This window comes from Patescibacteria group bacterium (genome assembly GCA_026417895.1).
Classification (GTDB): Bacteria; Patescibacteriota; Patescibacteriia; order UBA2591; family CALHIP01; genus CALHIP01.
Map to the genome: position 1 here is coordinate 82,270 of JAOACJ010000016.1, position 23,803 is coordinate 106,072.

Annotated in this window: 19 protein-coding genes and 1 pseudogene; 10 read left to right on the forward strand and 10 right to left on the reverse strand. The window is 31.7% G+C overall.

The window, feature by feature from the left end:
* Nucleotides 1–2 precede the first annotated feature (2 nt).
* The 6 genes and pseudogenes from N2259_03190 to N2259_03215 form a co-directional block, all read right to left on the reverse strand.
* On the reverse strand, nucleotides 3–1,523 hold the full coding sequence (locus tag N2259_03190; GenBank protein ID MCX7779217.1) for a glycosyltransferase family 39 protein: 1,521 nt from the start codon (nucleotides 1,521–1,523) through the stop codon (nucleotides 3–5).
* The gene (locus tag N2259_03195; protein MCX7779218.1) at nucleotides 1,520–3,046 is read right to left on the reverse strand and encodes a glycosyltransferase family 39 protein; all 1,527 of its coding nucleotides are present in this window, start codon (nucleotides 3,044–3,046) and stop codon (nucleotides 1,520–1,522) included. The genes N2259_03190 and N2259_03195 overlap by 4 nt, the downstream gene beginning before the upstream one ends.
* A gap of 3 nt (nucleotides 3,047–3,049) precedes the next feature.
* Nucleotides 3,050–3,607, reverse strand: coding sequence for a class I SAM-dependent methyltransferase (locus N2259_03200; protein ID MCX7779219.1), 558 nt, complete (start codon nucleotides 3,605–3,607; stop codon nucleotides 3,050–3,052).
* Nucleotides 3,608–3,619: 12 nt separating this feature from the next.
* Nucleotides 3,620–4,303, reverse strand: a pseudogene (locus N2259_03205) (glycosyltransferase family 2 protein).
* A 27-nt stretch (nucleotides 4,304–4,330) separates the two neighbouring features.
* Complete coding sequence (locus N2259_03210; protein ID MCX7779220.1) at nucleotides 4,331–5,971, reverse strand: hypothetical protein; 1,641 nt, start codon at nucleotides 5,969–5,971, stop codon at nucleotides 4,331–4,333.
* Nucleotides 5,968–7,050, reverse strand: coding sequence for a bifunctional phosphoglucose/phosphomannose isomerase (locus N2259_03215; protein MCX7779221.1), 1,083 nt, complete (start codon nucleotides 7,048–7,050; stop codon nucleotides 5,968–5,970). The genes N2259_03210 and N2259_03215 overlap by 4 nt, the downstream gene beginning before the upstream one ends.
* A 92-nt stretch (nucleotides 7,051–7,142) precedes the next feature.
* Between N2259_03215 and N2259_03220 the strand changes: the two genes are divergently transcribed.
* The 10 genes from N2259_03220 (at nucleotide 7,143) to N2259_03265 (ending at nucleotide 18,967) form a co-directional block, all read left to right on the forward strand.
* Nucleotides 7,143–7,877, forward strand: coding sequence for a YebC/PmpR family DNA-binding transcriptional regulator (locus tag N2259_03220; GenBank protein MCX7779222.1), 735 nt, complete (start codon nucleotides 7,143–7,145; stop codon nucleotides 7,875–7,877).
* Between the two features lie 106 nt (nucleotides 7,878–7,983).
* Complete coding sequence (ruvC, locus tag N2259_03225; protein MCX7779223.1) at nucleotides 7,984–8,499, forward strand: crossover junction endodeoxyribonuclease RuvC; 516 nt, start codon at nucleotides 7,984–7,986, stop codon at nucleotides 8,497–8,499.
* 47 nt (nucleotides 8,500–8,546) lie between these two features.
* Nucleotides 8,547–9,629: a hypothetical protein gene (locus N2259_03230; GenBank protein MCX7779224.1), complete on the forward strand. Its 1,083-nt coding sequence runs from the start codon at nucleotides 8,547–8,549 to the stop codon at nucleotides 9,627–9,629.
* A gap of 3 nt (nucleotides 9,630–9,632) precedes the next feature.
* Complete coding sequence (locus N2259_03235; GenBank protein ID MCX7779225.1) at nucleotides 9,633–11,120, forward strand: glycogen synthase; 1,488 nt, start codon at nucleotides 9,633–9,635, stop codon at nucleotides 11,118–11,120.
* A gap of 8 nt (nucleotides 11,121–11,128) precedes the next feature.
* A complete protein-coding gene (locus tag N2259_03240) occupies nucleotides 11,129–12,343 on the forward strand; it encodes a hypothetical protein (GenBank protein ID MCX7779226.1) in 1,215 nt (404 codons plus the stop codon).
* Between the two features lie 356 nt (nucleotides 12,344–12,699).
* A complete protein-coding gene (locus N2259_03245; GenBank protein MCX7779227.1) occupies nucleotides 12,700–14,649 on the forward strand; it encodes a UvrB/UvrC motif-containing protein in 1,950 nt (649 codons plus the stop codon).
* A 5-nt stretch (nucleotides 14,650–14,654) separates the two neighbouring features.
* Nucleotides 14,655–15,695 carry an aminoglycoside phosphotransferase family protein gene (locus tag N2259_03250; protein MCX7779228.1) on the forward strand — a complete coding sequence of 347 codons (1,041 nt, stop codon included), beginning with the start codon at nucleotides 14,655–14,657 and terminating at the stop codon, nucleotides 15,693–15,695.
* A complete protein-coding gene (locus N2259_03255) occupies nucleotides 15,692–16,579 on the forward strand; it encodes a PHP domain-containing protein (GenBank protein ID MCX7779229.1) in 888 nt (295 codons plus the stop codon). Before N2259_03250 ends, N2259_03255 begins: the two co-directional genes overlap by 4 nt.
* 4 nt (nucleotides 16,580–16,583) lie before the next feature.
* Nucleotides 16,584–18,047, forward strand: a complete 1,464-nt coding sequence (locus tag N2259_03260) for a glycogen synthase (protein MCX7779230.1) — start codon at nucleotides 16,584–16,586, stop codon at nucleotides 18,045–18,047.
* A complete protein-coding gene (locus N2259_03265) occupies nucleotides 18,044–18,967 on the forward strand; it encodes a DUF4931 domain-containing protein (protein MCX7779231.1) in 924 nt (307 codons plus the stop codon). The genes N2259_03260 and N2259_03265 overlap by 4 nt, the downstream gene beginning before the upstream one ends.
* 76 nt (nucleotides 18,968–19,043) lie before the next feature.
* Here N2259_03265 and infB read toward each other — a convergent pair whose 3' ends face one another.
* The 4 genes from infB to N2259_03285 all read right to left on the reverse strand — a co-directional run bounded on the left by infB (nucleotide 19,044) and on the right by N2259_03285 (nucleotide 23,778).
* Entirely contained in the window at nucleotides 19,044–21,026 is a 1,983-nt protein-coding gene (gene infB, locus N2259_03270; protein MCX7779232.1) for a translation initiation factor IF-2, read from the reverse strand.
* An 84-nt stretch (nucleotides 21,027–21,110) separates the two neighbouring features.
* Nucleotides 21,111–22,892, reverse strand: a complete 1,782-nt coding sequence (locus N2259_03275) for a VanW family protein (protein MCX7779233.1) — start codon at nucleotides 22,890–22,892, stop codon at nucleotides 21,111–21,113.
* Entirely contained in the window at nucleotides 22,889–23,374 is a 486-nt protein-coding gene (locus N2259_03280; GenBank protein ID MCX7779234.1) for an Hsp20/alpha crystallin family protein, read from the reverse strand. The genes N2259_03275 and N2259_03280 overlap by 4 nt, the downstream gene beginning before the upstream one ends.
* On the reverse strand, nucleotides 23,371–23,778 hold the full coding sequence (locus N2259_03285) for an MgtC/SapB family protein (GenBank protein MCX7779235.1): 408 nt from the start codon (nucleotides 23,776–23,778) through the stop codon (nucleotides 23,371–23,373). The genes N2259_03280 and N2259_03285 overlap by 4 nt, the downstream gene beginning before the upstream one ends.
* Nucleotides 23,779–23,803: the final 25 nt, after the last annotated feature.

Sequence of the window (23,803 nt, forward strand, 5' to 3'; positions counted from 1 at the left end):
TTTTAATCATTAGTAATAATTCTAAAAACTGAACCATCTAAATTATAAAACATTTTTTTCTCTTTGATATGTGGAATTTCCTCGGCTCGGGCGACATATAAGTAATTTTTATGAGGGTCATAACATTGATTAATATCACAGAATTCATATTTATCAAAAGAAACTACTTCTTGCCAATTATCTGGCCGATAGACTCTTTTCACTTCAATTGATTGAAATTTTTTAGGATCGTATTTAAGATAAAATAGAAAATAGATATAAGGTTGATTAGCTTTATTAGTAAAAACTATTTTTGTATATTTATCTTGATTTTCTTTAATATAATTAATAACCTCTTTAAAACCAAATTGGTAAAGCGTTCTTTCATAATTATATGGATAGCCAATTTTAAAAAGAAAATCAGCGTTTAGTATTAATGATAGAAACAAAATAGATGATAAAGAAAATATTATTTTTCGAGGATTAATTTGCAACCTTTCTTTCAATAAAAAATAAATTTTATAACACCCATATGCGGCAATAATTTCTAAAAATGGTAACATTGGAACAGATCTTAAACTGCCGGGGTTAGGAAATGTTAAGGCCGCAGGTAATAGAGAAATAATCAAAATCCAAAATAATAATCGATGCTTTGCCAACCCCCTTTTTTGCCATAAGAAATAAATACCCATCAATGCAGCTATTAAAATTGGTAGCAAATAATGAGTAAAAAGGAATTTTGGACTTAAATAAACCAAATAATTTATAAAAAATAAAATTGGCCAAAAAGAAAAATTAAAAACTGAAACCTGATAAAAACGACCTTGGATTTTTTGCCAGTTAGTTAATTGGGTATACAAAAAGGGTGAAGCAATAGCCAAAAAAACAAAAATGGATAAAATAATATATTTTTTCCATTGCCAAACCCTTTTCCTATAAATTATTAAAGACCCTATTAATAAAAGAGGATTATAGACTTTTGTTATTGCATACGTATAGAAATTTAAAGCCAGAGGAACAGCGCTTAAAACAATGAACTTCGGTTTTTTTAAACCCTTTAAAAAAAATAGGATAGTTAAAGAAATAAAAAATGGAACAGTAATTGCTTCAAAACTTGCTCGACTTAAAAAAATATGCCAAGGAGAAATAGTCAAAAAGAAAGTAGCTAACAAGGCAATAGATCTTTTTTTAAATAGTTCTTTAGTTAAAAAATAAGTTAATAAAACAGTTAAAAATCCGAAAATTACTGACGGAAGTCTGGTCGAAAATTCATTTAAACCAAGGAAGGCAATGAATGGAATAGTAATATAAGGGTAAAAAATATGATTTCTTACATCAACCCGATCACTAAAAGCTTCAAAATATAATGGTAAAAAATTTCCTCGATGGTCGCGTCCTGTTTTTAAAAGTGAATAGGCTTCATAACCGTTAAGCACCTCGTCTTGGTTAAAAGTTATAGGAAAGATATTGAGACAAATAATTCGTAAAAGAAGGGCAGCTATAAAAATTAAAAGAAGAAAAAGTTTCTCAAAATTTCTTTTCATAAAGGCTTTTGTTGTAGGATGGGGATATTTTTCTTGACATTAAGGTCAAATAATAAAATATTGGGTATAAGTTCAGTAAAAGAATAATTCAGAAATAAATCATTTTTTAATTCTTTTTCTACAATATTTTGGTTAAAATTAAGAAACAAAAAGTACTTTCTTTTTTTATCTTTTTCCAAAATTTCTAAAAAACTTGACCTTTTATCAATTTGCCAATAAAACATTCGTTGAGCGTAATAAGCTATTTTAGGGTTATGCTCCATTGGGTATAGAATTCTACTTTGATAATCGGTATTTAAATTAATTATCTTTCCCAAGAAATAAGAAAAAACCTCCCCTTGATGATAAAGATGTTTCGTAAACTTAAAGGAAAAAGAGACAAAAATGATGGTTAAAAAGATAAAACTAAGGACAAAAATTTGAGGATATTTTTTTTCAAAAATTTTTACAACCATAGCACTGCTAAGAGCGATGGCAGGGAGGTTATAATATAGCCAATAATCATGGACCCAGGCGATCAATTTAAACAGAAAGATTGTGATAATACCAAAAACAAATAAAGAGAATACAAGAAAATCATCTTCGCTTTTTTTATTTTTGGCAATTTTAAAAAGAAAAGAAAAAAACCAGATCAGTGAAAGAATAAGTAGGGGGGGTGTGAAATAATTGAAGGAGCGGTAAAGCTCTAGGATAGTTAATTGAAGGATATTAAATTGATAATTTTGGGAAGTTAAAGATCCTGTTCTATTTAAAAAAGTCGAAAACAGTTGTATTATTTCTTTTGTGGAACCTGTGATGTAAAAAATATAAAAAAGATAAAAACTAAATATTATTAATGCTAAAGTAAAAAAAATAAATAAAAATTTAAAAACATCTTTAATATTTTTTTTACAAAAAAAATAATGTATCACTATAGTAAGAGGTAGATAATACATCGGCCAGCCAATTAATGTTCCTAAAATAAAAATAATAATCATCCCCCACAAATACCCCCCTCTTTTTTCTAGCCACAAAAGATAGAAATAGATAAAGAGAAGAACAAAAAAAACTAAAAGTGGTTCAAAATTGACCATTCGACCGAAGTAAATTGACATCGGATTAAAAGAAAAAAAGAAAGAACTAATAAAGGCAATTTTTATTCCCCAAATTTTTCTGACCAGGAAATAAAAAATGAGAATACTAAGCATTGAGAAAAAAATAGGTACAATTCTCGCTGCCCATTCTTTTTCTCCAAATAAAAAGAAACTGAAAGAAATTAAAATAGGTAAAAGCGGTGGGTGATTAAAATAATAAAAAAATTCGTGTGGCTGAGCTGGCCCAGCATTGATAATTGGAGCAAACTTGGTTGTTAGATAGCCGTAATTTAAATGATTTTTAGCAATAATACTCCAAAGAGCACCATTGAAATCATGATGCCCGATCCACGGCTCGGTAATTTGATAAACCCTTGTTAATAGAGAGAAAATTAGAATTAAACCAACTGTAATAGTTTCTTTATAATTTTTTATTTTAGAAAAAAACATTGATTATTTTTTTAAAGCTTTAATAAAATAGTTAAATTTCAATTCAAAAGTTTGTATCTCTATTTCTGAAAAGCCATTTCTTGTTAACAATTCTTCAATTTCTTTTTTAGAAAAATAATGTTTATGATCTTTTATTTCTTTGGCACTGGTTATCTTTAATTTAAAAGCTAATAACTCAAGAAAATTTTTAGCTTTTTCTGAGGGGGTGGTGATTAATATTACTCCACCTCTTTTTAAAATCCGATAAGCTTCTCGAATGACCTCTTCGGAATTTTCTAGGTGTTCTAAAACACTGAGCATAGTAATGCAGTCAACACTTTCGTTCTCCAAAGGTAAAAAGTTATTGAGATCTGAATTAATAAATTGTAAATTATTCTCCTTAAAAGAAATAATTTCTCTATCTATTCCAATGCCCAATTTTATTTTCGATGATAACTTTTTAAGAAGATAAGCTGATTTTCCACAACCAAGATCACAAAGAACGCAATTTTTGGGGATATTTTTTTTGATTTTTCTGACCCTCCAGAGTCGAATTAAACTATCTATTAAATTAAAACCCATTTCATCATAAAAAAATTTGAAATATAAAAGAGTGTAGGCAGCTATAATTCCATCCTTCCACTTAATTTTTTTACCCTCTTTTTTGTTTCGAGGATAATAATGAATAGGTACTTCATAAATTTTTATTCCTCGTTGGGCAATTTTAGCTGTAATCTCAGGACAGAATTCAAAACGCCGACTTTCTAAATTGATTGATTTTAATAGATCTGTTCTAACTAATTTATAACCAGTTGGTTCATCTGTAATTTTTGTGCCATATAAAACATTGGTTATCCAAGTTAAAAAAAGACCACCGATTAAGTTTAATAAAGATGATGTTTTGTTTCGTAGCAGACGTCGTGAACCATAAACAACCAACGCCCCCTTTTCTTCTACTGGTTGAAGAAGGATTTTGTAATCATTTGGATCGTATTCTAAATCAGCATCTTGAATAATAACATAGTCACCAGTTACAAAATTAAGACCAGTTTTAATAGCCGCTCCCTTACCTAAATTTTTGAGATGAGAAACAATCACATATTTATTTTCTAATTTTTTGAGCAGACCCTTTGTTTGATCTGTCGAACCATCGTCTACGATAATTATCTCTTTCTCCCATTTATTTAACTCTACATTTTCTATTTTTTCTAAAACTTTTAGAATGGTTTTTGCCTCATTGTACGCGGGAATAATAATAGATAACTTTTTATTTCTCATAAAGCAATAATTTGATAGATTGAATTTTTATCTCTTTATCCTATAAACCTTCCCCTCCTCATCTTCATAAACTTTTTCAAAATTCTTATCGGCTTGAAGGTTTTCTTCTAAGGCCTTGCGGTCGGGTCGAACATGAATGTAAGAAGAATGAAATTTTTCTTGAAGGATTTGAGCTAAATTTTCTTTGGTTTTCCCAAAACTGATTTTCTCCCAATCCCAGTAAAGATCTGGATTTCTCTCATACATAAAGGTGGTATCGAGGCCAATAATATAACGATTTCGGTCATTCCAATAAAAGAGCATCGGAAAATCGTCCCAGGAAGAATGGAAAATTATTTCGCCAGGCTTGGTATTTTCCTTTAGCCAATCGCTAACCTTTTTATATTTTTCAAAAGGAATACCGATCTCCAGCCTTTTTTGGGTGCCGAGCCAAGCCCGGTCTAAAAAATAAGCAACACCAAACTGGAGGATTAAAGAAATCATCACCAATAGAATGACAGTGAGAATACTAAAAGGATAAGAGAAAAAAGATTTAAATTTTTGAAAGTAAGAGCGCCAGTCAAAAAGGGTAAATAATTTTTTGAAAGAAAGCCCAGAGAAGAAAAGAGCAAAGGGGACAAAATACTCGATATTTCTTCTTGATTTGATAGTGTAGAGAAAAAATAACCAACTTAAAATAAAAAGACTCAATGTTTTTGCTTTTTGTCCAAAATAAGGATTATTTTTTAATTTTTTAAAACTAACCAAAAACCAAGCCGAAGCAAGAAAGAAGAGAAAACAGACAAAAGGTGAATTAAAAATTAGATCTTTAACATCGTAAGGATACCATTCGGCGCCAACACCAATTTTACTTTGTAAATTAATGATGCCGATTTTGACAATATGGACCCAGTTAAAAAAAAGATTTTGAGGAAAATAAGGGTTAAAAATTAAACCACCAACAAAGCCACCCAAAGAACAAAAAAATAATTTGACATTTATTTGGTTAAAAAGATATTGAAAAAATTTTTTAATTTTTAGTCGCCAATCTCTGAACAACAGCCAATTTTCAATCATTTTTTTCAAGGCAACTGAGAAGCAATAAATAATGACGGCGACAAATAAAATTGGCCAAGTATTATAAAGCCAAACATAAAGAAAAGAGATAATCAATAAGAGAAAATATTTTTTCTTAAAAAGAGCATATAAGCCGAGAAATAAAACAGTCAAGGCGGCCGAGGGGGCCTTGGCTAAACTCATCCGAACCAAAAACATTGGCGAGGTAAAAAGAAGGAAAGCAAAAACAAAGGAAAATTTGATTTTAAATTTTCGACAAAGCCAATAAAAAATAACTGTGGCTAGGCTAGCAAAAAAGATGGTGGCGATTTTAATGCCAATCAGAGGATTGTAAAATTTAACAAAGGGGATAAGAAAAAGATGATAAAGAAAATGATGATTGGCGTAATAATCTTTTAAAATAGTAAAGGGTAACCAAGGAAACTCTTTAACTAAATTTCCTTGACTAAGCAAACTAGCCATTTTTGCGTGATAAAAAGAATCAGGATCGTTGAGGGTGGCTAATGATTGTAAAGAATTGAAAAAAAATAAAGCAAAAAGAGAGAGAAAAAAATAAGTTAGAATTGTTGGTAGATGAGGATTCTTAACAACGATTTTTTTTAAAAACCTCATTGACTTAATTGATTTTTGAGATAATTAATTAATTCGACTGGCGTCGGATCAACTTGATTTAAAATAGCCAAATAAAAACTTAGCCAATCACCCAAAAGAACCATCGCCATCATTTCGGTTAATCGATTTTTTCCGACAGCCGGGATTGTTTCAAAACATATTTTTTCTTGGCGTAAAAATTTTTTAAAGATATCTAAAGCCTTTTTAATTTGCTCATCGTAAAAAGCACTTTCTAAAAAAAGAAAAAAAATCTCGTCTCGGGTTTGAAAAGGAAATTCAAGACCGATGATAGTATTATGAAAAAATTCGGGCATTGTCTCGGCAAAAGAAAAAGTTTTAGCATTTTCATTAATTTCTTTTTTCCATCTTTGAGCGACCGGACTAAGATGTTCGGCACCAATAATAAAGGGCAAGCGATCAAAAATTTGGTAAGCGAGATATTTGGCAACATTGTCCTCGGTCTTTTGTTTTGGTTCAAGCAATTGACTAAATTCTTCTAAAAAGTTAATAAGGGAAAGGAAGTTTTTTTCAGAAAATTTTATTAATTTTAATTTTGAGCAAAGAATAAAAAGAGAGAAAAAAAGATAACCAAGATTAGCCCGCGATGGTCCAGAACCTTTAAATTGAAAACGGGGAAAATGATAAATTTCGGCCATCTGATTTAATTTTCCCCCACCACTGATAATAAATATTTTCGCCTTTTTCTTTTGGACTGATTTTAAAGTTGACAAAACTTCTAAAGTATTACCAGAATAACTTAAAAAGACAACTAAGGTATTTTGGTTAATATATTTAGGTACTTGATAGCCACTTACTACTTCAACTGGCAAAGAACTTTCAAAACTTAGAAACTTTTTCATTAATTCAGCCGCCACTCGATCGCAGCCCATGCCAACAAAAACAACATTCTTTATTTCTTTAAAATCGGCCGGTGGATTAATTTTTTCTTTTTCCTGCCAAACTTTTTTTAATTGAAACGGAAATTTTTCCATTAAGTAAGCAAGATTTTGGCCATCAATGGCTTTGATTTTCTCTAAATGGTCAAGTATTGGCATTGTTCTTAAATTTAGCCATCTCATCGTTAATTATCTTAACATTTTTCTAGAAAAAAGTCTATTGAATAAAACAAAAAAAATGATATGATAAAAATCAGTAATATAATCACTAAATTATGTCTGGACATAGCCGTTGGGCAAAATTAAAACATTTTAAAGGCGCTCTCGATGCCAGAAAGAGTGCTCTTTTCAGTAAACTTTCTCAGTTAATTTCCGTCGCCGCTAGAGAGGGTGATGACGAAAAAACAAATTTTAAATTACGTTTAGCAATTGAGAAGGCTAAAAAAGCTAACATGCCCAAAGAAAACATTGAACGGGCAATTAAAAGAGGGGCCGGCAAAACAGGCGAAACGCAAATTGAGGAAATAACTTATGAAGTTTTTGGTCCAGAAGGGATAGCGATTATTATTGAAGCCTTAACGGACAATAGAAACAGAACGATTTCCAATTTGCGACGCTTACTTAATCGTTACGAATTACATCTTGGTGAAAAAAATTCAGTTTTGAGATTATTTGAGAAAAGAGGAATTCTGCGAATGACGAATTTTAATCCGCCAACTGATGGGCAAATTAAAAATTTAGAAGATTTTGAATTAAAAATAATAGATTTAGGCGCTGAAGATTTTCAAGAGGAAGATCATGAACTAGCTATTTATACAAAACCAGAGAATTTACAAAAAGTGAAAGAAGGTTTAGAGAGGGAAGGCTTTAAAATTGATTATGCGGAAATCGAGTGGTTTGCTAAACACCCCATCACCATTCGTCCAGAAACACAGAAAACAATTGATGCTTTTTTTGCCGAGCTAGACGAAGATCCGGATATCAATGATTATTATACCAATATTGAGTGAGAGATGGTTATTGACAACCAGTTCTTGATTTTGGTTTATCAGTTTTCAGTTTTAAGACTAATAACTAAATAATCTATAACTTACAGTTAAGACTATTAACTATTTTATGATTATTCTTGGCGTCGACCCTGGTTTAGCCAGAACTGGCTATGGAATTATAAAAGTTTTACATCGAGGCAGAGCGAAAAAAAGCTATCAGGTTATTGATTATGGCTGTCTTATTACTCCACTTGAATTATCAACTCATTTCAGACTAAAAAAAATTTATCATGATTTTAAAAAAATTGTTAAAAAATATCAGCCAGATCTCTGTATTGTCGAAGAGTTGTTTTTTGCTCAAAATGCTAAAACAGCGATGAAGGTTGGCGAAGCAAGGGGGATAATTCTTCTAACCCTGGCAGAAAAAAACATCCCCCTTCTCTCTCTCACCCCCTTGCAGGTTAAAATGGGTCTGACTTCTTATGGTCGAGCCTCAAAAAAACAAATTCAGAAAATCGTTAAACTTCTACTTTCTCTGAAAAAAAACCCCCAACCAGATGATGCGGCTGACGCTTTAGCCTTAGCCATTTGTGGAGCAAGGCTGATAAAAAATATGAAATTATACGGAAATATAAAAAAATAATTTATCATTTCTTACACCATCAATGATCATATTTATGTTTATACTTTATGTTTAAAGAAATTAAAAAATTAATAGCAAAAAGTAAATTAGTCATTAAAGATTGTGCTCTAGAAAACGGGGCAATTGTCGCTGCTAATACAGATCATGATTATTATCCACGTGAAGCCGCTAATTACCGTTGGGTTTGGCCGAGGGATGCAGCTTTTATTTGTCGAGCAGCAGATATTTTAGGTTTAAAAGAGATTCCAGAAAAATATTTTCGGTGGCTTTTAGATCGACCACAAGATTTTAAAAAAGATTCTTTACTTTATACCAATTATGCGACGAATGGTCGTTTTGGTAGTATGGGAAAAATTTTTCAACCCGATCAGATGGGTGAAAGTTTGTGGGCTATTTATTCTCATTTCAAAAATGACCTATCAAAAGCGCTAAAATTTAAAGAATTGATTGAAAGATTAGCCAATGGCCTCTGTCGGGTTTGGCAGAAAACTCATTTTTCCATTCATACGATCGATTTATGGGAAGATGTTTCAAGAAAAACAACCACAACGATGGAAAATAATTTTACTTATTCGCTAGCTGCTTGTGCTCACGGCCTAATTTTGGCTAATAAAATTATTCCTCACTCTCTTTGGTTAAAAACCGCCCAGCAGATGATTAAGGAAATAGAAGAGGCTTACGATCAAAAAAGAGGTTATTTTTTAAGAAGTGTGGGCAAGGTTTTGGACACCAATATTGACGCTTCACTTTTAGGTTTAGTCTGGCCTTTTGAAATCTTTTCTCCTGACGATCCTAGAATGATAAGAACGATAGAAAGGATAGAAAGGAATCTGGTCGAAAATGGAGGTGTTCATCGTTTTCAATTCGACTATTTTGATTCAGAGGGTTCAGCGTGGGAAGGAGGGGGAGCTTGGCCAATTTTAAATTTTTGGTTAGCTATTTATTGGCTTTTAAGAAAAAATAGAAAGAAAGCACTTAGTTATTATCAGTGGGTGGTGAAAAAAGTTAGAAAATTTAATTATTTTATTCCGGAGCAAATTTTTGAAGATTTTCGAATTGGTCTTTATCCTTTAGCCTGGTCGCATGCTATGTTTATTATCGCCAGTCAATATTTAGGTTTTATAAAATAATCTATGACTAAAAAATTGAAGATTGTTTTTGTGGCAGCTGAAATGACTCCTTTGGTTAAAGCTGGTGGTCTCGGCGATGTTGTCCTTCATTTATCAAAAGAATTAGTCAGAAAAAAACAAGAAGTTTTTTGTTTTTTACCTTATTACGGCTTTATTTCTACTCAAGAATCAACAGCCAATCATTTCGAAAAAATTTTAGAAGAAGAAATAAAAATTGATGATGAGGTTTTTTACACTACTCTTTATCAGACGAAAATTACCAAAAGATTGCCTAAACCTTTGAATATTTTTCTAATTTCTGAACCAAAATTTTTTGGCAAGATAAAAAAGACATATGGTTATCCCGACCAGGCTCAGGCTTTTTATTTTTTTTGTTTTGCTACTTTATTTTTTATCGAAAAATTAAATCTCCAGCCAGATATTATTCATTGCCATGATTGGCATGCTGGTTTGATACCCTTTTTGATCAAAAATAAAATCTTTTTTTCAGATAGAAAAGTTCCAACTTTATTTACGATTCATAATATGGCTTATCAAGGTGCCCGCGGACTGAGGGCTAGACTCGTGCCCCCAGAAAAAAAAGATGACGGCAAAAGTCCTTTACCCAAAATCAAAGACGAAAGGTGGAACCTCATTAATTTTTTAAAGAGAGGAATTCTTTTTGCTGATTTGATTAATACGGTGAGCGAAAGATATCGAGAAGAAATTTTGACACCAGAATTTGGTGAGGGATTGGAGAAATACCTTCAACTCAGAAAGGCTGATCTTTATGGTATTATTAATGGTATTGATTATAATGTTCACAATCCAAAATTTGACAAAAACATCTATTTTAATTACGATTGGCGTTCTTTAAATAAAAAATTGAAAAATAAAATAGCTCTTCAAAAAGAAGTTGGTTTAGAAGAAAATCCAGAGATTCCTCTAATTGGCATGGCCCATCGATTGACCGAACAAAAAGGTTTTGATTTGATTATTAAAATTTTGCCGACCCTTCTAAGATTAGATTGTCAAATCATTATGGTTGGCAGTGGCAAAAAAGAATATGAAAAATATTTTGCCAAAGAAGCGGACCGTCATCCCAAAAAGATGGCCTTTATTACTCCTTTCTCGGAAAAATGGGAATCAAAAATTGACGCTGCTTCAGATATTTTTCTTCTACCTTCTCGCTTTGAACCCTGTGGAATTTCGCAGTTGAAAAGTTTGAGATACGGCTCAATTCCGGTCGTCAGAAAGGTTGGTGGCTTGGCAGATACGATTAAAGATTGGGACCCAGTTAAAGAAGAAGGTAATGGGTTTGTCTTTACCAATTGGCATGAAAATGATTTATTAGTAGCCATTAGTCGAGCCATTGAATCATTCAAATACAAAGACAAATGGCGAAAATTGGTGCAAAAAGCAATGAAACAAGTTTTTTCTTGGGATCTACCAGCTCGTAAATATTTAGAATTATATAAAAAAGCCATTGAAAAGTTAAAAGTTAAAAATTAAAAATTTTTATGTTTTGGGCTTGTTTATTACACCTCTATCAACCACCTTGGCAAAAGAAAAAAGTTTTAAAAAAGATCATTCAAGAATCCTATCAGCCAATTTTAAAGATTTTAGAAAGAAACAGACGGGTAAAAATTACTTTAAATATCTGCGGAAGCTTGACTGATCTTTTGATGAAAAATGGTTTTCAAAAAATTATCAAAAAGATAGAAGAATTGGTTAGAAATAACCAAATTGAATTGACATCTTCGGCCAAGTATCATCCCATTTTACCGCTATGTCCAAAAGCAGAGGTTATTCGTCAAATTAAATTGAATGAAACAACTAATCAAAAATATTTTCGAAAAAGCTGGCGACCAAAAGGATTTTTTTTACCAGAATTAGCTTATGATAAAAAAACGGCTAGAATTATTAAATTTTTAGGTTATCAATGGCTTATTTTAGACGAAATTGCTTATACCGGTAAAATTGGTGAAGTTAATTTTGAAAAAAGATATCAGATTAAAGACTTAAGGTTAAAAGTAATTTTTCGTAATCGTGGACTTTCTGATATTTTCTTTACTGGCTGGCTTAATTCAGAAAGGAGGTTTTGGCAAGCTTTGAAAAATGATAACCGGTCTGATAAATTTTTAATTACCGCTTTTGATGGTGAAAATTTGGGTCACCACAAACCAGGAACAGAAAGAATTTTTGAAATTCTGGTTAAGAAAATTAAAACTCTAACTATTTCTGAGTTATTAGGAATTTACCAAAAAGAAGAAATTGTTAATCCCCTCTCTTCTTCTTGGTCTTCAAAAACAGAAGAATTAAAAAGTGGTATTCCCTTTTCTTTGTGGCGAAACCCTCAAAATAAAATTCATCAACTTCAGTGGCAATTAACTAATTTTGTCATTAATCAAGTCGACAAATCAAAAAAAGACCAGAATTTTCAAAAAGCCCGAAAGGCGCTAGATCAAGCCTTAAACTCGTGTCAATACTGGTGGGCTTCGGCAACGCCCTGGTGGTCACTTGAGATCATTACGGAAAGCGCGAAAAAATTAGTTAAAGTTTTAAAAATATTGAAAAAAATAGACCAGAAAATAATCCACCAAGCAGAAAGAGTCAAAGAAAAAATTATTTTAATGGCTCAGGACTGGCAGAATTCTGGCTATGTGAACAAATTAAAAGAATCTTATCTTAAAAATGGACCATCAAGATATTTTGGTGGGAGGGTGATAAAATAATATATTTTATAATTTAATAAATAATCAATAAAAATTATGTCGGAAAAATCTCCTGAAGAAATTTTTAAAGAGATTTTTCCTAATAGCCGATTCGAATGGATCAAAAAGGAAGGGTTTTAGAAGAAAGGGGAGAAGTGATTCAACAGGGAACTAATCCTGAGAGACCAAAAAAAAAGGAAGTTGGTGGCTGACTAAACATCTTTATAATGATAAAGGAAAATGGCTTGGCAAAATTACCAGTATTAATTGTGTTGGAGAAAAAGGAAAAATTTTAACTGAAGGAAATATTTTAGAAGAAGATATAGAAGAATTTTTAGAAGAAGAAAGGAAAAAATAAAATTTAAATAAACCTTAATATGCTCTTTTCGATTTTTCTCCATTTCTATCAACCGCATTTTCAACAAAAAGATATTTTAGAAAAAATCGTTAATGAAAGTTATCGAAAAATTTTAAAGATTTTAAAAAATCAGCCAGAAGCAAAACTGACCATCAATCTTAATGCTGGACTTTTGGAACTTTTAGAAAGAAGTGGTTATTCCGATGTCATTGAAGATTTTAAATTTTTAGTTTCGAGAAATCAGATTGAATTGACCGGCACAGCGGCTTATCATGCTTTTCTACCACTTTTGCCAGAAAAAGAAATAGAAAGGCAAATTTTAATTAATCGGCAAATCTCAGAAAAATATTTTGGCAAGTTTTATCAACCAAAAGGATTTTTTTCACCAGAATTGGCTTATGATTTAAAGGTTGCCACCGTTGCTAAAAAATTAGGCTTTCAATATATTTTAGCCGAAGAATTGGCTTCGCCCTTTAAACAAGATTTTTCAAAAATTTATCAAATTAAGGGTCTGAAAGATTTTTATATTATTTTTAGAAATAAAAGACTCAGTGTTTTAATTCTTTCAGCTATTTTAAGAAACATTCACTCGCTAAAAGAAGAGATAGCTGAGGATTTTACAAGAGACTGTTATTTGTTGACCATTATGGATGGAGAAACCTTTGGTCATCATCGACCGGGTTTGGAAAATTTTTTACTTGAGATTTTTAAAGACCAAACAATTAGAAAAGCAAAAGTTTCGGAGATTTTAGAAAAATTTAAAACCAATGAAATTATTGAGCCACGAGCTTGTACCTGGTCGTCCGAAGAACAAGATTTTTGGTTAGAAAAAGAGAAAGGGTTGGTTAGTCAATATCCTTTTATTTTATGGTTTCATCCTCAAAATCCAATTCACCATCTTCAATGGGAATTTACTGATTTTGTCATTGAAGAAGTTGAAAAAAATAAAAATCACCCCCTTTACCAAAAACTGAGAGAAAAACTTGATCAAGCCATTTCTTCGGATCAATATTGGTGGGCAAGTGCTCAACCATGGTGGAGTTTAGAAATGATTGAGCAAGGTGCCTATCATTTAAAAGAAATTGTCTTGGCCCTACCTTCTTCATCTCAAGTTAAAGAAAGAGCAGAAAAATATTATCAAGAAATTTTAAAAATTGCTTTTGAGTGGCAAAGGAGTGGAAAAATTCGAGAAACTTATCGAAGATTTTACCAAAGAGAAGAGAAAAGACCTTTTAAAGAAAGAACACCAAATGATTGGTATAACCTTATCATTTTAGAATTTGAAGATGAGATGAAAAAAGCAATCGAAAACTTAGAGTTCGAAAAAGCAATTAAGTGGCGAGACGCTCTTTATAAATTAAAAGAAGGAACCGACATTTACGATGTCTTACACGTGGTGGACGATCTGAGAATGAGCCGTCAATTACCATCTTTGAAATCTTTTTATGAACATTCTCTTGATGAATTTTCTTCCTTGGTTAAAAATTATTTCAAAGCATTTTCTGAAGAAAAATTTGAAAATGAACAAATGGTATACCTGAAGGATTCAATTAAAAAGGCATTTTTTGAGAAAAAATTTGGCCCCCTTGGCTTTTCTCAAGATAAAGAAGGAAATTTTTATCTTTGCGAATATCCATCTCGAGAAATAAAATTTTATTTAAATGATGGTTGGAACAGTTTCTCCGGCGCTTGTTTTCCTAAAGAAGGAATTTATGGCAACAAAAATCAATGTCAATATGAAGTCAGAGAAAGAAAAATAAATATCGAAATCAAAGACGGTAGCTTAATTGACTTTTTTTTGAAGCTTTTAAAAACTATAGATAAAAATCGAGGGGGAAAATTAAAGGTAGCTATTTTAAGAGAGCAAAGAAAATGGCGGCCAGAATTTTTTAAGAAAAATAAATTTATTAAAATACCATATTCTCAATATTTTGCTTTTAAGTTTAGAATTAGCGGTTTTAAATTGTAACAAATATGTTCACCCTTTTAAAAAGAAAAATCAAAAAGACAAAAATAAAAAAACTATTAAACGAACAACAGGCTAAAAAGATTCTTTTTCCTCTGATAAAAAAAGTTTCCCCTCGTCTTAAAAAAATTGATGATTTTAAGATTGAAATTCTGAGAAACTTTCTTGGCAAATTTAGAAATCTTACCGTCAGGTACACTTTTCTGTTAAATTATGGAAAGGTTAAAAAAAGAGAAAAATTTTTAGCGAAAATTAATGCTTTATCTCTCGCTCCGCGAAAATGGTTTGAGGTTTCTAAAATTCTCAAAAAAAGGGGGTTTAAAGAAATACCGAAAATTTTAGCCTATCTGCCGACTTTCAATACTGTTTTGTATCAAGAAGTCAAAGGAGAATCATTACAACACCTATTAGAACAAAAAAAAATTTCAAAAGTTATCAAAATCGTTCCCCAGATTAGCTTACTTCTTAAAAAATTTCACTCTCTTAAAATAAAGAAATTTTTTATCAAAAAGGACAGAAAAGAAGAAAACCGAGAATATCGACACTGGCTTTTTTTAATTAGAAAATGTGCCCCTCGATTTGAAAAAAGATTCAAGAAAACTTTCCGTTTATTAAAAAAATTTAGAGAAAAAAATAAAACCTCATTTTTAAAAGAAAAAGACTATCTTTTGACTCATGGCGATTTTCATTTTGGAAATTTGATTTTGATGAATAAAAAAATAAAAATGATTGATTTTACTGAATCGGAAATTTACGACCCCCTAAATGATGTTGCTTCTTTTTTATCTCAAACCGAATCGATGTTAAGATATTATTTCCCGCAAAATTTTTTAATCTATCAAAAGAAAATTGAAAATTTATTTTTAAAAAATTATTTTAGACGAGAGGTAAAAAAGAATGAAAAAATAAGAATAAAATTTTTCAAAATCAGAAACTTTTTACAAATGGCTGGGGTTTTATCTTTTGTTACTGGGCCGAAAAGGGATAAATTTCTGGCCGTCAAAAAAAGTCTTGATTTAGCGGAAAAAGAATTAAAATCAAAAATATGAGATACATCGACCTTCATCTTCATTCTTATTATTCGGACGGCCTCGACTCGCCAAAAGATTTGGTTAAAAAAGCGAAAAAAGAAAAATTTTCAATTATTTCTTTAACTGACCATAACTGTCTTGACGGTGTTGAAGAGGCAATTAAAGCAGGTCGAAAATATAAAATTAAAATTATTCCCGGCGTCGAAATTGAGACTAAATTTAGAAATTATTCTTTTCACCTCTTGGGTTATAGAATCGATTGGCGAAATCAAGAATTAAGGAACGTTTTAAAAAAAATGCAAGACCAAAGAAAAGAGAGAATTGAGGAATGTCTTTTAACTTTAACCGAGCAAGGCTTTGCAATCAGTAAAGAAAGAATTTATCAAGGTCCCTCAAAATACATTGGTTTAAATTGGATTATCGATTTTTTGAAAAGAGGCAAGAATTGGCAAAAAGTAAAAAGAGATTTTCGGTGGAAAAAAAATCAAATTTTGACCCTGCCCGAAATTATTCAAAAATACTTTGTTCATGATAAAAAACAAATTTTGCCCGCCGTTGAAATTTCTTTTGAAAAAGCTATTTCTTTAATCAAAAAAGCCGGCGGCATTCCGGTTTTGGCCCATCCAGCTGAACAGCTTTCCTGGCGAGATGATTGGCTTTTTTCAACTCTGAAAAAGAAAGGACTGGAAGGCGTTGAAGCTATTTCTGCTCATCACAACTGGGCAAACATTGAACATTATCAAAAAATCGCCAAAGAATTAGACCTTTTAATCACTATTGGTTCTGACTATCATGGTGATTTACCAACCGAATGGCAATTTCCTATTAAAAGTCTTTGGCAGTATTTTAAGGTTAAAATAGATCCTTATTTTTATAGTTCATTAAAAAAAATTATTACTTAATTTTATGAAAGTTCTTTTCGTTGTTTCTGAATTAACGCCAATGGCTAAAGTCGGTGGTTTAGGCGATGTGGCTGGGGCATTGCCAAAAGTACTTAAAAAACTTGGTATTAATGTTCGAATTTTCCTCCCTTTTTATCAGATGATCAAGGGTAAAAAATATCATTTGAAGTTATTGAGTTTAAAAAAAATCAAACTTGCCCACATTAGCGAAAGAATAAAAATTTATCAAACCAACCTTCCGTTAACGAAGGTTCCTGTTTACTTAATTTGGAATAAGAAATATCTAAGTCAAGGAGGAATTTATTTTGAAAAAAGTGCTTTTGTTAATAAATTTGCTGAAATAGAAAGATTTTTATTTTTTTCAAAAGCTATTTTAGAAATTTTTCCCGTTATCAAATGGTGGCCAGATATTATTCACTGTCATGATTGGCACAGCGCTATCTTGCCAGCCTTAGTGAAATTGCGAAACCAAAATTCAAAACTTAAAATTAAAACTTTACTAACTATTCATAATTTAGCCAACCAGGGTCGATGGAATGCTCAAGAAATTTTTAATTTCTTAGGCCTTCGGGGCGATGAGTTGCCGTCTTTTAAAATAAGATTTGATGGGAAAACAGACCTAAACATTCTGCAACAAGGCATTCTTAATGCTGATTTGATAAACACTGTTAGCCCTTCTTATGCTCAAGAAATTTTAACAAAAAAATTTGGTGAAAAATTGGAAAAAACATTAAATCAAAGAAAAAAAGACCTTTTAGGTATTTTAAACGGCCTTGATACAGAAATTTATTCACCAGAAAAAGACAGAGAAATTAAAGTTAATTATTCCGTTAAAACTATAGAAAGGAAAGTCTTTAATAAAAAAGATCTTCAACGCCTAACCCGTTTGCCCTTGACCGAAAAACCAATTTTTAGTTTTATCGGTCGCCTCACTGATCAAAAGGGTTCAGAGTTAATTGCTCAAATAGCGCCATCGTTGATTAAAATAGGCTGTCAGTTTATTTTTTTAGGCCAAGGTCAAAGTTTATACGAAAGTCAACTTAGAGATTTAGCCAAAAAATATAAGAAAAACGTCTATACAAAAATTGGTTTTGACGAAAAATTGGCTTCCAAAATTTATGCTGGTGCCGACATGTTTTTAATGCCCTCTCGTTTTGAACCCTGTGGCCTCGGCCAAATGATAGCCATGAGGTATGGTACCATTCCTATTGTCCGTGCCGTTGGCGGCTTGAAAGATTCGGTAGAAAATGTTAGAGTAAATGGTCAAAGAATTTCAGGGAATGGTTTTATTTTTAAAAATTACAAAAAACAAGAACTTTTGACGGCTAGTCGGAGGGCATTAAAGTTTTTTAAAAATAAAAAAAATTGGCGGAAAATTCAAGAAAATGCCATGAAAAAGGATTTTTCTTGGCAAAGCTCAGCCAAAAAATATCTTCAACTTTATAAAAAAATATCTTCTAAAATATGAAAGCAGAAATTCGTAAACATTATTTTTTAGATAAATATGTGATTATTACGCCGGCTCGAGCCAAGAGACCTCGGCGAACTGGCCAGCCTCAGAAATTGGTTAATATTGAAGATCCCGACTGTCCATTTTGTTTTGATAAGGTCGAAAAAAAATTATTGATTAAAGGTTATCCTTCTTTTAAGAACCCTCAATATTTTGTTTTAAAAAATAAATATCCGATTGTTACTCCTGACAATCAAAAAGCTTATGGTTGGCATGAGCTTATTTCAGAGACGCCCGACCATTTTCAAGATTTATCAGCAGTAAGCATTTCTCATATGATTGGTCTTTTGAATGTTTATAAAGATCGAATTAAAACCATTAGCCAGATGAAAGAGATAGACTATCTTTTAGTTTTGAAAAATCATGGTTTAGCGGCCGGAGCTAGCCGACCACACGCTCATTCACAGATTTTAGGTCTTAAGATGTTGCCGCCCTTAGTTCAGGAAGAATTAGAGATTTTAACCAAAAATCAACAAACAAAACAAGATTGTCTTTATTGTCAAATTCTTCAGAAAGAGACAAGAGGTCCGCGACGAATTTTTGTTAATAAAGAAATCATCGCTTTTTGTCCATATGCTTCCGAGTATCACTATGAGGCCTGGATTTTACCTCGACGACACGTGGCGAGTCTAATTGATTTAACAGAAAGAGAAACAATCGTTTTTGCTAAAGTTTTAAAGAGAATTTTGAGAAAAATATTTAAGTTACGTTTAGCCTATAATTTTTTCTTTCATCATTTAGTCAAAAAAAATAAAGACTGGCATTTTTATTTTAAAATTCAACCCCGTCAGTCAATTTGGGCTGGTGTCGAAATGGGCACAGGGATGGTAGTTAATTCTTTAGCCCCAGAGAAGGCAGCTGAGTTTTATCGGCAGTAAACTTTCCTAAAATTAAAAAAAATTTGAATTTATTTTTTGTTTTTTTGATGGATTTGATAATAAAAATTGAATATATTTATTTTACCTCTTCTTGGTAAACCTCAAAAATATCTCCGACCTCTATCTCTTCACTGCCTTGATATTTAATTCCACACTCTTCACCTTCATGAGCTTCTTTGACGGCCATTCGATTAATTTGTAATTCACTTAACCTTCCTTCGCCAAACAGTTCATCATTTCGCCAAAGGCGAATTTTTGTTTCTGGTTTAACAATACCAGTTAAAACCCTGCCACCAACAATGGAAAAATTTTTCTCTTTTCTAAAAAGAGCCAAAATTTTTACCTTGCCAATTAAAACTTCTTTTATTTTTGGCTCACTGATTTTAGTCAGCTCTTTTTTTACAGCCTCGATTAAATCATAAATGACTTGATAAAGATTAATTTTTATCCCTTCTTCACTAGCCATTTTTTGGGCATTAGTTGACGATTCAACCTGAAAACCAAAAACAAGAGCCTGATTTTTTTGCGCCAACAAGACATCATTTTCATTGATTGAACCTAACCCCTTTTTAATAATTTTTATTGAGATCTCAGGTGTTTCTAATTTTTTTAAAGCCTCGATGATTGCCTCGAGTGAGCCGATTTTGTCGGCCTTGATAATTAAATTTAAAGATTGAACCTTTTCTTCCTTTTCTTCTTCTTTTTGCTTAATAATTGGCGATATTTCCCTAAAATATACTTTTTTAATTTTTATCTTTTTTTTCAGTTCTTTAATTTCTTTTTTGTCTTTGACTTCTAAAATATCACCAACTACTGGTAAAGTTTTTAAGCCAATAATTTGAACCGGTGTGCCGGGTAAGGCTTCATTAAGGTTTTGCCCCTGCCAATTTTTCAATAATCTAACTTTTCCATAACTCTCGCCGGCAATAAATGAATCGCCAATTTTTAATCGACCAGTATGGATAATCACGGTTGCCACTGGACCGACACCTTTATCTAAATGAGCTTCAATAATGGTACCGATGGCCGGACGATAGGGATTGGCCAAGAGTCTTTCTTTTTCCATTTCCGCCACCAATAAAATTAAATCTAAAAGCTCATCAACACCCTGGCCGGTAGCGGCAGAGACATTTTGACAAATAGTTTTGCCACCCCATTCTTCAGGCGTCAAATTTAATTCGGATAATTGTTTTTTTATTTTTTCTGGATCAGCCTCTGGTTTATCGATTTTGTTAATGGCAACAATAAAAGGTAAATTTTCTTTCTGAATGATTTCTAAGGATTCGATTGTCTGTGGCTGAAGGCCATCATCGGCGGCAATAACTAAAATAGCTAAATCAGCTACTTGGCCCCCACGAGCCCGCATCACCTTAAAAGCTTCATGTCCCGGTGTATCTATAAAGGTGATTTTTTTACCCTTCTTTTCAACTTGATAAGCGCCAATATGTTGAGTAATCGCCCCCGCCTCTGAGGCGGCAATTTGAGTTTGGCGAATGGCGTCGAGTAGACTGGTTTTACCATGATCAACATGACCCATAACCACAACGACTGGTGCTTTTGGTTTTAAATTTTTTTTATCTGTTTCTTGAAGTAAAATTTTTAATTTTTCTTTAATCTGAATCTCTTTCTCTTTTTCTTTAACCTCTTCTGTTTCTTTTTCCACTTTAAAACCTAATTGTTCAGCGACGATGGCAACAATCTCAAAATCCAAATTATCATTAATCGTGGCCAGAATTCCATTTTTAATGAGTTGTTGGATGACTTTATTGACTGGCAAATTTAATTTTTCGGCTAACTGACGAACAGTAATCGTCTGAGGGATAAGGATTTTTTTCTCTGCTAAAACTTCCCCTTTTGTCATCTTTTCTTTAAGCTTTTCCAAATATCTTTTTTTCTCTTCCTCTTTTTTCATTTTTTGCCAAACGGCAATGACTTTTTTTGCTTGTTCATCGGGAATCTGAATAGCCTTCGGGCCAATGTCAAAACCAAGCTCAGATAATTTTTCCTTGAGCTCTTGAGCGGTAGTTTTCAAACGTCTGGCTAATTCAGTGATATTCATAGATAGCTATTTTGATTAAGAAAATAAAAAAAGAATTATTTTTATTTTAATTCTTTTTAATCAATTTGTCAATTTTTCTTGATTTTAATTTGTTTGATTTTCGTTCTCAAGGGGCTCAGTTTTTTCTTTGCCGATTAACCAAACCTCTGGCCAGGGTTTATAATGGGATTTCCAAACCTCTTCTTTTTTTTCACCATTTGGATAGATAATTACCCGACTAAATTCCGTCTCTGCTCCAGCCACAGCTTTTTCCACTTTCTTTTTTTCACCGGCTGGCAACTCTTCGGTTTCAATATACTTCGGCGGTCCGGGTGAAACAACATTAAAAATTTTTGGCGGTGACACTTCTACCTTACGGCCATCAGCCGTGCCATATAACTCAAAAATTAATTTTGTCCCCTCGATTTTCGTCTGAAGCAAAAGCCAAGAAGAATAATCATTAATAAATTTGAAATCAGGTGAAGGATGATAAATAGTTGCATCAACCCCAGCTGGTTCATAATAGATCACTCGAAAAGCATGAGGGACTCTTTGGGTGATCGGAAGTCCGGCATTAAGAGCAAGCCGAAAGGCGGTGGTGCCAATCTGACAAAGTCCACCACCTAATTCAGGAACCGTTCGATTTCCTTTAATGACTAATTCTGGTAAATAACCTTTTTCTTCAGTAATTTCACCAAGGGCCCGGAGTAAAGAAAATTCCTCATTTGGCTTAATTAAAATTCCATTTAAAGTTTTAGCACCAATTTTGATATTGTGAATTCTATTTTTTGGACTACCTTTAAAATCTGATTCACCTCTGCCTACTAATTCTTTGATACCTAATTGATTTATATCTTCGATAAAAATTGATGGTTTTTCTAAAGTTACTTCTAATTCAATTTCTTTTAAATTAGCAAAGATATAATTTCTAATCTTCTCTCCACTTTTTTCAATTTCTAATTTTCTTCCCTCTTTGGCTAATTGAAATTCAACGACTCGGTTATTTTCCATTTTAAACTTTGCTTCCTGAACGGGGCGGTCTATTACTAAAGCAATTTTTTCTAGAAAATTCATTATCTTTTCCTGATCTAAGTCAAAGTTTATTTTTCCCCCATCTTTTTTGAAGATTAACCAATCTTTTAAATTTTCTTTGGTAATAATCCACCTTTCTTTGCCATAAAACAAAGAGACAGGGGCTAAATTAACTATTTTTTCTGCCCCAGCCAAAGAAAATTCAATATCTTTTTGACGAATCTCCGGCTGTTGGGGAACTTTTTCTATGACTATTTTTTTTAAATCAAGATTGGCCAGATTTTCTTTTAAATCACTGATTACTTTTTGATAGTTAAAACTCAACCCCTCCTCTTCGGGAACAATTTTCCATTCTCCACCTTCATATTTTAGAGAAGCTTCTTTAGCTTCTTTTTCTAATGTTTTAAAATTTGATTTAACAATTTTTAAAATCTCCTCCTCATCGATTGTGAAGATAAAAGGAATTTTTTTTATACCCCCTTTTAAAGCCAGAAAAGGAAATTTATTTGGTGTGGAAAGAAAAATTTCTTCAATTGTTTCTTCTAATTTAAAATGAATAATTCTTCTCGTTAAATCCGGATCGTTTAGGGCAATCACGACGGGATAAAGCGTCATTTCTTTTTTTTCAGAAAAAATTTTTATCCCTTCTTTTTCAATTTGGTTAATTTTTTTTTCTAAAAAATCTCTTACCTCTTCTTTTGAAAGGCCCTTTAAATTATCATTGCCTAAATAAAGATCGGTTAAAATTATTTTAGCAAATTTTTTTTGATAATTAATAAAAAAATAACAGAGAAGAAAGGTGGAGATTAAAATAAAAAAAAGATAAATTTTGAAATTTGCTCTTTCTTCTTTCATTTTTTTATTTTTAGTATTTTTGAACTGACCGTTTCCTCTTTTTTCGGCAAAGTAATAGTTAAAATGCCATTTTTAAAATTTGCCTTTACTCCTTCAATTTTGACCTCGTTTGGCAGAATAACGGTTCTTGAAAATTTGCCCCAAAAACATTCTTGATGAAAATAATTTTTCGGCTCTATTAGTTCTTCATTTTTTCTCTCTCCTTTGATGGTTAAAATATCTTTATCAATAATAATTTCTAAATCATCGGGATTGACACCAGCCAAGGCCGATTTAACGACAATATTATTATTTTTATCTTGATAAATGTCCAAAGAAAGTCTTCCCTCCGAAGTTTCAGAAAACCAAGCCTTCTCTTTTTCAATAATTTTTCGTTCAACTTCCTGTTTAATTGTTTTTATTTCCTGACCTTGCTTTGCCAACAAATCTTCGTCAAGACGAGAAATTTTAGCCCAAAAATTTCTTTTTATTTTTTTACTCATAATTTAAGATGTCTAGAAAGAAAAGAAAAAATTAAAAAGAATAGGGTAGAAAAAATAGCTAATTCATAAAAACCAAAGCCAATCATTAAGCCAATTAAAGAAGTTAATAAAAGCAAAACTAAGCTGGTTATTACTTCTTTACCTAACCCTTCTTTCCTTAAAATTCGACCACAAAGGAAAATACCCAAAATTAAAACAGCTGGCAAAAATGCAAGATCAATTTTTGAGTAGAGATTAAAAAAGATTTTTAAAGAAAAAAGAGCAAGACAAGTAGCCCCTAAAGAAATCAAAGGATAAATTTTTACATCCACAACCTTTTCTTTTTTCTGATGAAGCCAAAAAATGAGACCACCAAAAATTAAAGAAAGAATTAGACGAAGGATAATCTGAAAGAGAGATAACATATCTAACAATTATTATCTCTAATAA